Origin of the sequence: Mesorhizobium sp. ESP6-5 (genome assembly GCF_020164695.1) — a bacterium.
In the GTDB taxonomy this organism is placed as follows: Bacteria; Pseudomonadota; Alphaproteobacteria; order Rhizobiales; family Rhizobiaceae; genus Mesorhizobium; species Mesorhizobium australicum.
Genome location: NZ_JAIUGR010000004.1, coordinates 401,673 through 413,413 on the forward strand (window position 1 = coordinate 401,673; position 11,741 = coordinate 413,413).

Genomic DNA, 11,741 nt, shown 5'->3' on the forward strand with positions numbered 1-11,741 from the left:
CCGTTTCCCGAGATCACCACCTTTCGGACCCGTCGCTCTCTCCAACGGTTCCCGATCCCCAGGATCAGGCCGGTCCACAGCGGCTCGAAGTGCCGGGATGGGGGTCGGCATCGCCGCATGACAGGCTTGCGACAAAACTTTTGCCGGATCGGCTTGCTTTTCGCAAATTCAGTCGTTAGGGAACTGCACACATTCGCGGCCGGTCTTTCGGACCGGATCGCGGGGCCGTCGAAAACATGGCCTGATGCGCGCCCGTAGCTCAGCTGGATAGAGCACCAGACTACGAATCTGGGGGTCAGGAGTTCGAATCTCTTCGGGCGCGCCAAATCTCCTAAGCCGCGGTTTATTGTTGCACGGTCGCAGCGGCTCAGCCAAGTGCCGGCAACACTACGCTGTCTCACCCCACCGAACGTGCCGCCGCCCGGCCGGCGCTGCGGCCCGAGAAGATACAGCTGCCCAGGAACGTGCCTTCGAGCGCCGCGTAGCCATGCACGCCGCCGCCGCCGAAGCCCGCCACTTCACCGACCGCGTAGAGGCCCGGCACCGGCTGGCCGCCGGCATCGAGCACGCGGCTGTCGAGATCGGTCTGCAGGCCGCCCAGCGTCTTGCGGGTCAGGATGTTGAGGCGCACCGCGATCAGCGGTCCGTTCGCCGGGTCGAGCATCTTGTGCGGCTTTGCCGTGCGGATCAGGCGGTCGCCGAGATAGGCGCGCGCGCCGCGCAGCGCGGTCACCTGCATGTCCTTGGAGAACGGGTTGTCGAGTTGCATGTCGCGGGCGCGGATCTCGCGCTCGACCGTTGCGACGTCAAGCAGCGGTTCGCCGCCGGCCAGCGCGTTCATGCGCGCGACCAGTTTCGAAAGATCGGCCTCGACGATGAAGTCCTCGCCCTTTTCCATGAACGCCTTGACCGGGCCGGGGATGCCCGACGTGGCGCGACCGAGCACCTGGCGCCAGCTTTTTCCCGTCAGGTCGGGGTTCTGCTCCGAGCCCGACAGCGCGAATTCCTTCTGGATGATCTTTTTCGTCAGGATGAACCAGGAATAGTCGAAGCCGGTGCTCATGATGTGGCTAAGCGTGCCCAGCGTGTCGAAGCCGGGATAGAGTGGCACCGGCAGGCGTTTTCCCCGGGCATCGAGCCAGAGCGAGGATGGGGCGGGCAGGATGCGGATCGCATGGTCTGTCCAGATCGGTGCCCAGTTCTTGATGCCCTCGACATAGTGCCACATGCGGTCGCGGTTGATGACCCTGCCGCCGGCCTGTTCCGATATGGCCAGCATGCGGCCGTCGACATGGTCCGGCACGCCGGTGATCATGCGCTGCGGCGCGTTGCCCAGCCGCTTGGGCCAGTTTTCCCGCACCAGTTGATGGTTGGCGCCAATGCCGCCGGAGGCGACGATCACCGCCTGCGCTTGCAATGCGAAATCGCCTGATACTTCGCGCGGGCTCTTGTGGCCGCGCTCGACAGCACTCGGTTGCAGGATGTCGCCCTGGACGCCGGTCACGGCTGCACCCGTCCGCGTCAAGGCATTGACCCGGTGACGAAACCTGAAGTCGATCAATCCACGCTTTTGCGCCTCGCGCACGCGCAGCACGAAAGGTTCGAGCACGCCGGGACCGGTGCCCCAGGTGATGTGGAAGCGCGGCACCGAATTGCCGTGGCCGATGGCGTTGCCGCCGCCGCGCTCGGCCCAGCCGACGACAGGAAAGAATTTCAGGCCGCGCTCGATCAGCCAGGAGCGTTTCTCGCCGGCGGCGAAGCCGACATAGGCCTCGGCCCATTTGCGTGGCCAGTGGTCTTCCGGCCGGTCGAAGGCCGCGGTGCCCATCCAGTCCTCGAGCGCCAGGTCATGGGAGTCGCGGATGCGCATGCGCCGCTGCTCCTGTGAATCGACGAGGAAAAGCCCGCCGAACGACCAGAACGCCTGGCCGCCCAGCGATTGCTCCGGCTCCTGGTCGACGATGATGATTTTCTTGCCTGCTTCCGCAAGCTCGGCGGCGGCAACCAGTCCGGCAAGGCCGGCGCCGACAATGATCACATCCGCGTCGTCAGCCATTTTTCCTCCCCAGAATTAGCCGGCTATCTAATGCGGGTTTCAGACGGTCTCCCAGCCGCCTGTGTCGCCGGCGCGGAAGATGGCGTCGATGACTTTCTGGTTGAGCACGGATTCTTCCAGCGTGAAGACGCGCTCCTTGCCGCCAAGAGCTGCCCGCGCGAAGGTCTCGACCTCGAGCCTGTATTGCTGCGTGCCGGGAAAGCGGAACACTTGCGCCTCGGTGTGGTTCTGGTTGTGCAGTTCGACGCGGTGATGGTCGTAGAGCCCGGCATTGAAGGGCGAGAACAGTTCGATGAAACCCTTCTCGCCGTGGAACACCATCACCTGCCGCGCCGCCATCTGCGTCGACAGGTAGAAGGACAGTTCGAAATCGCCGAAATCGGCGCGGATCGAGGAATAGATGTCGGTGCCGAATGTCTTGTCGCGTTCGATCGTTGCTTGTACGCGCAGCGGCTCCTTGCCGGTCGAGAAGCGCGTCGACACGGTCGGGTAGACGCCGATATCGGGCAGGGCGCCGCCGCCGAGATCGAGCTTGTTGCGCATGTTGTTGGGGTCGACATTGTAGTAGGAAAAGGCGCCCTGCACATGGCGCAGCCGGCCGATGGCGCCGCTGGCGATGAGATCACGCACCTTGATCCACTGCGGGTGGTAGATGACCATGAAGGCTTCGCAGACCAGCACCTTCTTCTGGTCGCGCAGCTTGATCAGCGGCGCGATGTCCTTGGCATCGAGTGCCAGCGGCTTTTCGACCAGCACATGCTTGCCCGCTTCGATGGCTTTTGCAGTCCATTCGACATGCTGCGAGGTCGGTAACGGGATGTAGACGCCATCGACCTCGTTGGAAGCGAGCAAATCCTCATAGGAGCCAAAGGCATGGCGCGCGCCAAAGCGGTCGCCCAATGCCTTGGCCTTCGACAGGTCGCGGCTGGCGATCGCCGACAGGACGCCATTCTCCGCTTCGACGATTGCCGGCAACAGCTGCTCGCGGCCGATCTTGGCCGTCGACAACACACCCCATCGGAACATCACGCTTCTCCATATCGATTACAGGCAAGGAGGTTTGCCTGAAATCGCTGGAAAAGCCAATGCAGGTCGCTCGGTTCCTCGCCCCGTGAAAGCGGGCAGGGAACCCAGGTACCTCAGCCGCGCGCTAGCCCCTTTTCCCGGTCAGCGTCATGTCGAAATCGACGACGTTGGAATAGAGCGGCGTGCCGACATCCATGCCGTAGCGCGAGCGCAGCACCTTGCCGGTAACACGGAATTTGATCGTCCCGCCCTTCAACCCGTCCAGCTCGGCGGTGAATTTTTCCGGAAACGTCTTGCCGCGCGCCGTCAGCCTGCCGGTGATAAGGGCCGACGTGTCGCCGGTGCGGGTCACGCTGGTCGAGCGGAACTGAATTTCGGGACTGTTGGCCGCGTCGAACACCGCGTCGGAGCGCAGGAACGCATCAATGCGGCCTTGGCCGGTGCCGACGCTTTCGGGATAGATGGTGAGGTCGACTTTCGAACGGCTGACATCATTGTTGTCGATGCGGATCATGCCCTTGAAACGGGCAAAGGCGCCGTTGAACCCGCCTCCGCCGGCCTTGCCGATGGTGAAGCGGATCGCGGAGCCAGTTTGGCTGATCGTATAGCTGCCGGCGGCATCGCCGAGCACGACCGCGGCATAAACAGGCATGGCAAGGCAGGCGGCGGCAGCCGCCAATCCGAGGATTCGCGCACGCATTGGGGTGTTCCTTGTTAGGAGGCAGCGCTCTCTGGCGTCCTCACCCCACAAACGAGACCAAGGCACGTTCTATTCCCCGGCTGACGAAGGCGTGATCATACGCGTGAGCACCCCGTCGCGAAGCAGGAAATGGTGGCGCAGGGCCGCCGCGACATGCAGGGCGACAAGCGCCGCGCCGGCATAGGCGAGATACCAGTGTGCCGACGTCCAAAAGCTTTCGGCGGCATCGGATTCGGCGAGCGGCAGGTTCGGCATGACGAACAGGTTGAACGGCATGCTGGGAATCTCCAGCGTCGAGACCGATACCAGCGCCCAGCCCGACAGGGGCAGGGCGACCTGGAAGGCATAGAGCGCCAGATGCGCCAGCGGCGCCGAGCGACGCTCCAGGGCGCCGACAGAAGGCGGCAAGGGTGGTGCCGCATTGCCGAACCGCCAGGCGATACGCAGGACGATGAGCCCAAGCAGCAGAAAGCCGAGGGATTTGTGCAGCTGGATCAATTCGAAGGCCGTGCGTTGGCTCGGGGTCCTGACCATGACGAAGCCGAGCATCAACTGGCCGATGAAGATAATCCCAATCAGCCAGTGAAGGACGATGGTTGCCCATCCATAGCGGGTCGCGGTGTTGGTGATTGAAGCCTGCATGCGAGGCGAACGTTGGCGCGGTCAGCTTTCTTCCCTTGCCGACGAGGAGGAGAGTTGCCTACCCACTCACCTTGAAGAAATCGACGAAAGCCCTCAGCGCCGGCCGCATCTGGCGGCGGCTCGGATAGTAGACGAAGAATCCGTCAAAGGGTGGGCACCAGTCCTCAAGCACGCGGATCAGCCGTCCGTCGGCAAGCGGCGCGCGGACATAGTCCTCGAAAACGAAGGCGAGCCCGGCGCCGTCGACCGCGGCCTGGGCAATCAGATGGTCCTCGTCGAGGATCAGCGGCCCTTGCACCGCCATCTCGACCTCCTCGCCGTCCTTTTCGAATTCCCAGCGGTAGAGGATGCCGCTGGAGAAGCGGAAGCGGATGCAGCGATGCTCGGCAAGATCGCGCGGGTGGCGCGGCCGGGGCATGGCCTCGAAATAGGATGGCGCGCCCACCACCGCACCGCGAATGTCCGGCCCGATGCGCACCGCGATCATGTCGCGCTGCAGGCTCTCGCCGAGCCTGACACCAGCATCGAAACCGCCTGCCACCACGTCGGTGAAGCGATCCTCGATGATGATCTCCAGCACGATGTCGGGATAGGCTGATGCAAAGGCGCTGAGCCGTGGTGTCAGCACCAGATGCGCTGATGTGCGCGGCACGCTGAGCCGCAAGTTCCCGGCGGGCCGGTCGCGCGCCTCGACGGCCGTCTCCAGCGCCAGGTCGATCTCGGAAAGCGCCGGGCGCAAACGCTCCAGCAATTGCGCGCCTTCCTCGGTCGGAGCGACACTGCGCGTGCTGCGCGCCAAAAGGCGCACGCCAAGCCGTGCCTCCAGGCTGGAAACCGCGTGGCTCACCGCGGAGGGAGCTATCGCCAGTTCCTTGGCCGCGCCGCGAAAACTGCCGCATTGGGCAACGGTTGCCAGCACCGCGAGCTGTGAGAGATGTGCTCGGTTCATTGATCTATTTCATGGAACGACCCGTACGAAGAAGAGCCGATTATCGAACGTGCTGCAAGGCGTTATTTCCTGGGCATCACAACAAGGAGACGCGTGATGAAAACCCGCAAGCTAGGAACTGAACTCGAAGTCTTCCCGGTCGGCCTCGGTTGCATGGGCATGAGCTTTGCCTATGGCGGCCAGCCGGAAGCCGAGGCGATCGCCACCTTGCACCGCGCCGTCGAGATCGGGGTCAACTTCTTCGACACGGCCGAGGTCTACGGCCCCTACGAGAACGAGATCCTGCTGGGCAAGGCGCTGAAATCGGTTCGCGATAAGGTGACGATCGCGACCAAATTCGGCTTCAAGATCCTGGAGGAAGGCACCGGCATGGATCGCATGGCCGGTGTCGACAGCCGTCCCGAGCACGTCAAGGCCGTCGCCGAGGCGTCGTTGAAGCGGCTCGGCACCGATGTCATCGACCTCTACTACCAGCACCGCGTCGACCCGGACGTGCCGATCGAGGATACGGTCGGCGCCATGGCCGAGCTGGTGCGCGAGGGCAAGGTGCGGGCGCTTGGCCTGTCGGAGGCAAGTGCGGCCACCATCCGCCGGGCACACGCAGTGCACCCGATATCAGCAGTGCAGAGCGAATACTCGCTGTGGAGCCGCGACCCGGAAGACGAGACATTCGCCGTCTGCCGCGAGTTGGGCATTGGCTTCGTGCCCTACAGCCCGCTCGGCCGCGGCCTGCTCACCGGCACCATCGCGAGGCCGGAGACCCTGAGCGACGACGATTGGCGCCGCACCTTGCCGCGCTTCCAGGCCGACGCCATGGAAGCCAATGCCAAGGTGATCGCCACGCTGGAAAGGATAGCGATGGAGAAGGGCGTCACCTCGGCGCAGCTGGCGCTGGCCTGGGTGCTGCACCAGGGCGACTTCATCGTGCCGATCCCGGGTGCGCGAAAAATCCGCCACTTGGAGCAGAATACGGCCGCGGCTGACATCGTGCTCAGCGCGGCAGAGGTCGCGGCGATCGGCGATGCGTTGTCGCCCGACAAGGTTATGGGCAAGCGCTATACGGAGGAGTTGCTCGCGCTGGTGAATGGGTGAAGGTGGAAAAGGGCGCGCCCTTTTATGCAGCGAATTAAAGGGCGTTGGCGCGAGGCACCCCCCTCTGTGACAGAGGGGGGTGCCTCGCGCCAACCTGAAACTCTGTTAGCTCACCACGGCACCACCGTAATCTCCGGCCAATACGCCCGCGCTCGCGCGCCCTTCTCCTCATGCGTCTTCCGGTTATCCATCAGCCGGCTGGGCGTAATTCGAAACGAAAAAAGGTCGTCGAGCCCGAACGGCGCCACGAGGTCCAGCTGCCCGTCCCCGTCGAACCGCACCCCCACCGCATGCGTCTTCGAGGCAAAATAGCTGACGGATTGGCTGGCACTCGTATAGCGCGGGCACGGCTGCCCGAACTTTTGCGGATACCACAGATGCACGCGCGCCTGGTTGCGTACTTCCACCGGCAGCGGCAGTCCTTCGAAATGCCTGGCCGCCCGCTGGATCACCGCGTCCTCGGCTTCGTAGGACAGGTCGGAACCGTCGAAATAAAACAGGTCGACATCCCTGATGCCGTAGCCCGATGGCTTGCCGGTCAGGTGGTTCCAGACGCTATTGTAAAGCGCGCCGGAAGCCACCAGCCAATCCGGCAGCGCAAGCGCGCGCACCCTCGCCAGCATTTCGGCAAGCAGCGGGTCAGCCGCGACGATGTCGAGAAAAGCCGTACGCTGTTTCTCGAAGGAGAGCCCAGAATAGCGCAGATGGTCCATCGCCCTTTGGAAAGCGATTCGCCATCCGCTCGCAAGTCTCAGCCGCGCAGCACGCCGCCCGTCTGCTTGCCGACATTCTCGACGATGCGCTTGGCCAGCGTCTCGAAATCCTCGTCTGTCAACGTCTTCTCGACCGGCTGGATCGACACTTCGATGGCGATCGACTTCTTGCCTTCGCCCAGCGACGCACCTTCGAACACGTCGAAGACCGAGACAGCCGTGATCAGCTTCTTGTCGGCGGCAAGCGCGGCACGTACCAGCGTGCCGGCCTCGACTCCCTTGTCGACGACGAAGGCGAAGTCGCGCTTCACCGCCTGGAAAGCGGACAGGTCCAGCCTGGGCTTGGTCTTGGTCGGCTTGGCCTTCGGCTCGGGCACGGCATCGACGAACACCTCGAAGCCGCAGAGCGGCCCCGAGACATCGAGCCCTTCCAGCGTCTTCGGATGGAACTCGCCGAACGTGCCGAGCACGGTCTTCGGGCCAAGCTTGATCGTTCCGGAACGGCCGGGATGGTACCAGGCGGGTCCGCCGGCCTCGATCTGCAGCCGGTCGACCGGTGCGCCACAGGCTTCGAGTGCGGCGATCGCATCCGCCTTGGCGTCGAACACGCCGACCGGGCCCGAATTGCCGGCCCAGTTGCGGCCGGAGCCGTCGAGCTTTGCCGTGCCGCGGCGCACGCCGGCGGCGACGCGCCGCTGCTGGTCGGCGCCGTCGCCCTCATAGGTGCCCGAGACCTCGAACAGCGCCACGTCGCCGATGCCCTTGTCAGCGTTGCGCTGCGCGGCCGAAATCAGCCCCGGCAGCAGCGAGGGCCGCATGTCGGACATGTCGGCGGCGATTGGGTTGGCAAGCTTCAGCGCCGTCTGGCCGCCGCCGAACAGTTCGGCGTGTTTGGCCGGGATGAACGACCAGGTAACGGCCTCCATCATGCCGCGCACCGCAAGCGAACGCTTGGCGGCACGGGTGCGGATCTGCAGCGTCGTCAGGATCTTGCCGTTGACCACGTCATGCGCGCCGAGCGGCTGCGGCGCGATGTTGTCGACGCCATGGATGCGCATGACCTCCTCGACCAGATCGGCCTTGCCGTCGACATCGGGCCGCCAGGACGGCACGGTCACGTCGACGACGTCGCCCGATCCCTGCGCGTGGAAGCCGAGACGCGACAAGATGTCGAGGCTCTCCGACCTTGGCACCTCGATACCGGTCAGCCGTTTCACTTCCGATAGCGGGAGCGACACGATCTTCGGCTGATGCCCGGCATAGCCGGCCACCTCGGCCTCGGTCGGCGTGCCGCCGCAGAAATCGATCACCAGCTTGGTCGCCAGTTCGATGCCCGGCACCATGAATTCAGGGTCGACACCGCGCTCGAAGCGATAGCGTGCGTCGGTGATGATGCCGAGCGTGCGGCCGGTGCGGGCCGTGGTGATTGGGTCCCAAAGAGCGGATTCGATCAGTACGTCCGTCGTGTTCTCGTCACAGCCGGAGTGTTCGCCACCCATGATGCCGGCAATGGACTCGACGCCATTGTCGTCCGCGATCACGCACATCTCCGGCGTCAGCGTGTATTCGCGCCCGTCGAGCGCCTGCACCTTTTCGCCATTCTTGGCGCGGCGCACCACGAGGTTGCCGGCGACCTTGGCGGCATCGAAGACATGCAGCGGCCGTCCGCGGTCGAAGGTGACGTAATTGGTGATGTCGACCAGCGCGCTGATCGGCCTCAGCCCAATGGCGATCAGCCGCTGCTGCAGCCATTTCGGCGAGGGTCCGTTCTTGACATCCTTGACCAGCCTGAGGGCGAAGCCGGGGCAAAGCTCCGGCGCTTCGATCGTCACCTTCACCGGGCACATGCCGTTGCCGACATGCGGCATGATCGCCCCGCCGACGAGGCGGCCAAGCCCGCTCGCCGCCAGATCCCGGGCGATGCCGTAGACGCTGGTGGCGTCGGGCCGGTTCGGCGTCAGATTGATCTCGATGACCGGATCGTCGAGATGCGCATAGGACGCAAAGCTGGTGCCGACCGGCGCATCCTCGGGCAGGTCGATGATGCCATTGTGCTCGTCGGACAGTTCCAGCTCGCGCTCGGAACACATCATGCCATGGCTTTCGACGCCACGGATCTTGCCGACCGTCAGCGTCACGTCGATGCCGGGCACATAGGTGCCGGGCGCGGCGAAGGCGCCGATCAGGCCGGCGCGGGCATTCGGCGCGCCGCAGACGACCTGCACCGGCGGCTTGCCGTCGCCGGTATCGACGGTCAGCACCCGCAGCCGGTCGGCGTCGGGATGCTGCACCGCCGTCAGCACCTTGGCGATGACGAAGGGTTTCAGCCCCGCCTTGTCGTCGACATGCTCGACCTCGAGGCCGATCGAGGTCAGCCGCTCGACGATTTCGGCCAGCGTGGCGTCGGTTTCAAGGTGATCCTTGAGCCAGGAGAGGGTGAATTTCATTGGGCTGTTCCGTGGTAGCTGGCAGCAGGAGTCTTCAGGGCCGTCACGCGCTCAAGCCTCCGAACAACGTCGGCATGTCGAGCGGCCGGAAGCCGTAATGCGACAGCCAGCGCACATCCGCGTCGAAGAAGGCGCGCAGGTCGGGCATGCCGTATTTCAGCATGGCGATGCGGTCGATGCCCATGCCCCAGGCAAAGCCCTGGTACTCGTCGGGATCGAGCCCGCCGGCCCTGAGCACATTGGGGTGCACCATGCCGCAGCCCAGGATCTCCATCCAGTCGGAGCCTTCGCCGAAGCGCACTTCGCCGGGCCTGGAGCGGTCGCACTGGATATCGACCTCGAGGCTCGGCTCGGTGAACGGGAAGAAGGACGGGCGAAAGCGCATCTTGACCTGCGGCACCTCGAAGAAGGCCTTGCAGAACTCTTCCAGCACCCACTTCATGTTGGCGACGTTGGCCGATTTATCGATCACCAGCCCTTCGACCTGATGGAACATCGGCGAGTGGGTGGCGTCGGAATCCTGGCGATAGGTCTTGCCCGGAATGACAATGCGGATCGGCGGCTTTTGCTTCTCCATGGTGCGGATCTGCACCGGCGAGGTATGAGTGCGCAAAAGCTTGCGCTCGCCCTTCTCGTCCGGCTGGAAGAAGAAGGTGTCGTGCATCTCGCGTGCCGGGTGGCCCTCCGGAAAATTCAGCGCGGTGAAATTATAGTAGTCGGTCTCGATATCGGGACCTTCGGCGATGGCGAAGCCGAGATCGCCGAAGATCGCGGCGATTTCGTCGATGACCTGGCTGATCGGATGGATGCGGCCGCGCTCGGCCGGCGACTGTCGCACCGGCAGCGTCACGTCGACCTTCTCAGCCGCCAGACGGGCGGCGATCGCCACATCCCTCAGTTCAGCCTTGCGGGCCGTCAGCGCCTCGGTGACACGGTTCTTGAGGCCGTTGATGGCCGGGCCCTTCACCTGCCGGTCCTCGGCGCTCATCGCGCCAAGCGTCTTCAGCATTTCCGAGATTGAGCCCTTCTTGCCAAGCGCCGAAACGCGCACCGCCTCGATCGACGTCTCGTCGGCGGCCGAGGCGATGTCAGCCATCAGGGTATTTTCGAGTGCATCAAGGCCAATGGTTGCGTCGTTCACGATCAAACTCGCTGCGTTGGAAGTCGGCTTAAGTGAAAGTCACTTTAAAAGTGAAATTTCAGGCAGAGACAAAAGAACCCGCGCCAGCCGTGCCAGCGCGGGTTCCCAAATCAGAATTTCGAATGCCTGGGAAGCGCTGGGCTCGGAGCCCGATCCCGAAAAGTTGCAGACTTTTCGGAAAAGATCGCGCTCCCCGCTAATTTCCCTGGAGCATGATGTTGTCCAAAAAGTCAGAAACTTTTTGGCATCATGCTCTAGGCGACAGCGCTTTCAAAAGCATTCGGAGTGGTGTTCTTGAGGTACTCAAGAGCAACCTTGGCCTTGGCCACCAGGGCGGCGAAAGCCTGCGGCTCGTGGATGGCCATGTCGGACAGGATCTTGCGATCGATCTCGATGCCGGCCTTGTTCAAACCGTCGATGAAGCGGCCATAGGTCAGGCCATGCTCGTGCGTCGCGGCGTTGATGCGCTGGATCCACAGCGCGCGGAACGAGCGCTTGCGGTTCTTGCGGTCGCGGTAAGCGTACTGCAGCGACTTTTCCACCGCCTGCTTGGCGATGCGGATGGTGTTCTTGCGGCGGCCGTAGAAGCCTTTCGCGGCTTTCAGAACCTTCTTGTGCTTGGCGTGCGAGGTGACGCCTCTCTTTACGCGTGCCATGTCATGATCTCCTTAAAAGCAATCCCAGGTGCCTGGCGGCGTTCCGTTCGAAATTGCGTAAAACTGATGCGTGTCCGGACCGAATGCCTTAGAGGCCGTTCGGCAGAAAATTCTTGATGACCTTCTTGCCATCCGGTTCAGCCAGAACCATCGTGCCGCGGGCATTTCGAATGAACTTGTTGGAACGCTTGATCATGCCGTGACGCTTGCCGGCCGCAGCCGACAGGACTTTACCCGTACCTGTGATCTTGAACCGCTTCTTGGCGGCCGATTTGGTCTTCATCTTGGGCATTTTGCTACTCCGTATTGTTGGCGCACG

The 11,741-nt window shown here is 63.6% G+C and carries 11 protein-coding genes and 1 tRNA gene; 2 read left to right on the forward strand and 10 right to left on the reverse strand.

What is annotated here, in order from left to right; all coding sequences use genetic code 11:
* Window positions 1-248 precede the first annotated feature (248 nt).
* Window positions 249-325: transfer RNA gene (locus tag LB524_RS08900), tRNA-Arg, on the forward strand.
* 72 nt (window positions 326-397) lie between these two features.
* Here LB524_RS08900 and LB524_RS08905 read toward each other — a convergent pair.
* The 5 genes from LB524_RS08905 to LB524_RS08925 all read right to left on the reverse strand — a co-directional run bounded on the left by LB524_RS08905 (window position 398) and on the right by LB524_RS08925 (window position 5,373).
* On the reverse strand, window positions 398-2,056 hold the full coding sequence (locus LB524_RS08905; protein ID WP_224525347.1) for an FAD-binding dehydrogenase: 1,659 nt from the start codon (window positions 2,054-2,056) through the stop codon (window positions 398-400).
* Window positions 2,057-2,095: 39 nt separating this feature from the next.
* Window positions 2,096-3,082, reverse strand: coding sequence for a Gfo/Idh/MocA family protein (locus LB524_RS08910; protein WP_140615168.1), 987 nt, complete (start codon window positions 3,080-3,082; stop codon window positions 2,096-2,098).
* Window positions 3,083-3,206: 124 nt separating this feature from the next.
* Window positions 3,207-3,782, reverse strand: coding sequence for a YceI family protein (locus LB524_RS08915; RefSeq protein WP_224525349.1), 576 nt, complete (start codon window positions 3,780-3,782; stop codon window positions 3,207-3,209).
* 69 nt (window positions 3,783-3,851) lie between these two features.
* Window positions 3,852-4,424 carry a cytochrome b gene (locus LB524_RS08920; RefSeq protein WP_224525352.1) on the reverse strand — a complete coding sequence of 191 codons (573 nt, stop codon included), beginning with the start codon at window positions 4,422-4,424 and terminating at the stop codon, window positions 3,852-3,854.
* Between the two features lie 58 nt (window positions 4,425-4,482).
* A complete protein-coding gene (locus LB524_RS08925; protein WP_224525355.1) occupies window positions 4,483-5,373 on the reverse strand; it encodes a LysR family transcriptional regulator in 891 nt (296 codons plus the stop codon).
* Between the two features lie 96 nt (window positions 5,374-5,469).
* Between LB524_RS08925 and LB524_RS08930 the strand changes: the two genes are divergently transcribed.
* The gene (locus LB524_RS08930) at window positions 5,470-6,465 is read left to right on the forward strand and encodes an aldo/keto reductase (protein WP_224525358.1); all 996 of its coding nucleotides are present in this window, start codon (window positions 5,470-5,472) and stop codon (window positions 6,463-6,465) included.
* A 110-nt stretch (window positions 6,466-6,575) separates the two neighbouring features.
* Here the strand turns inward: LB524_RS08930 and LB524_RS08935 are convergent, their stop codons facing one another.
* The 5 genes from LB524_RS08935 to rpmI form a co-directional block, all read right to left on the reverse strand.
* Window positions 6,576-7,178, reverse strand: coding sequence for a nucleotidyltransferase family protein (locus tag LB524_RS08935; RefSeq protein WP_224525360.1), 603 nt, complete (start codon window positions 7,176-7,178; stop codon window positions 6,576-6,578).
* A gap of 38 nt (window positions 7,179-7,216) precedes the next feature.
* Window positions 7,217-9,625 (reverse strand): phenylalanine--tRNA ligase subunit beta, encoded by a 2,409-nt coding sequence (gene pheT / locus LB524_RS08940; RefSeq protein ID WP_140719150.1) that lies wholly within the window; start codon window positions 9,623-9,625, stop codon window positions 7,217-7,219.
* A gap of 43 nt (window positions 9,626-9,668) precedes the next feature.
* Window positions 9,669-10,721, reverse strand: a complete 1,053-nt coding sequence (pheS, locus tag LB524_RS08945) for a phenylalanine--tRNA ligase subunit alpha (protein WP_224525363.1) — start codon at window positions 10,719-10,721, stop codon at window positions 9,669-9,671.
* A 299-nt stretch (window positions 10,722-11,020) separates the two neighbouring features.
* Window positions 11,021-11,422 carry a 50S ribosomal protein L20 gene (rplT, locus tag LB524_RS08950; RefSeq protein ID WP_006201247.1) on the reverse strand — a complete coding sequence of 134 codons (402 nt, stop codon included), beginning with the start codon at window positions 11,420-11,422 and terminating at the stop codon, window positions 11,021-11,023.
* 88 nt (window positions 11,423-11,510) lie between these two features.
* The gene (rpmI, locus tag LB524_RS08955; protein ID WP_006201248.1) at window positions 11,511-11,714 is read right to left on the reverse strand and encodes a 50S ribosomal protein L35; all 204 of its coding nucleotides are present in this window, start codon (window positions 11,712-11,714) and stop codon (window positions 11,511-11,513) included.
* Window positions 11,715-11,741: the final 27 nt, after the last annotated feature.

Excerpts from the sequence above, each read along its gene's own strand:
- LB524_RS08905 (WP_224525347.1), bottom strand. The coding sequence starts at position 2,056 with ATGGCTGACGACGCGGATGTGATCATTGTCGGCGCCGGCCTTGCCGGA.
- rplT (WP_006201247.1), bottom strand. The coding sequence starts at position 11,422 with ATGGCACGCGTAAAGAGAGGCGTCACCTCGCACGCCAAGCACAAGAAG.
- LB524_RS08910 (WP_140615168.1), bottom strand. The coding sequence starts at position 3,082 with ATGTTCCGATGGGGTGTGTTGTCGACGGCCAAGATCGGCCGCGAGCAG.
- LB524_RS08935 (WP_224525360.1), bottom strand. The coding sequence starts at position 7,178 with ATGGACCATCTGCGCTATTCTGGGCTCTCCTTCGAGAAACAGCGTACG.
- LB524_RS08915 (WP_224525349.1), bottom strand. The coding sequence starts at position 3,782 with ATGCGTGCGCGAATCCTCGGATTGGCGGCTGCCGCCGCCTGCCTTGCC.
- LB524_RS08930 (WP_224525358.1), top strand. The coding sequence starts at position 5,470 with ATGAAAACCCGCAAGCTAGGAACTGAACTCGAAGTCTTCCCGGTCGGC.
- LB524_RS08925 (WP_224525355.1), bottom strand. The coding sequence starts at position 5,373 with ATGAACCGAGCACATCTCTCACAGCTCGCGGTGCTGGCAACCGTTGCC.
- rpmI (WP_006201248.1), bottom strand. The coding sequence starts at position 11,714 with ATGCCCAAGATGAAGACCAAATCGGCCGCCAAGAAGCGGTTCAAGATC.
- pheS (WP_224525363.1), bottom strand. The coding sequence starts at position 10,721 with ATGGCTGACATCGCCTCGGCCGCCGACGAGACGTCGATCGAGGCGGTG.
- LB524_RS08920 (WP_224525352.1), bottom strand. The coding sequence starts at position 4,424 with ATGCAGGCTTCAATCACCAACACCGCGACCCGCTATGGATGGGCAACC.
- pheT (WP_140719150.1), bottom strand. The coding sequence starts at position 9,625 with ATGAAATTCACCCTCTCCTGGCTCAAGGATCACCTTGAAACCGACGCC.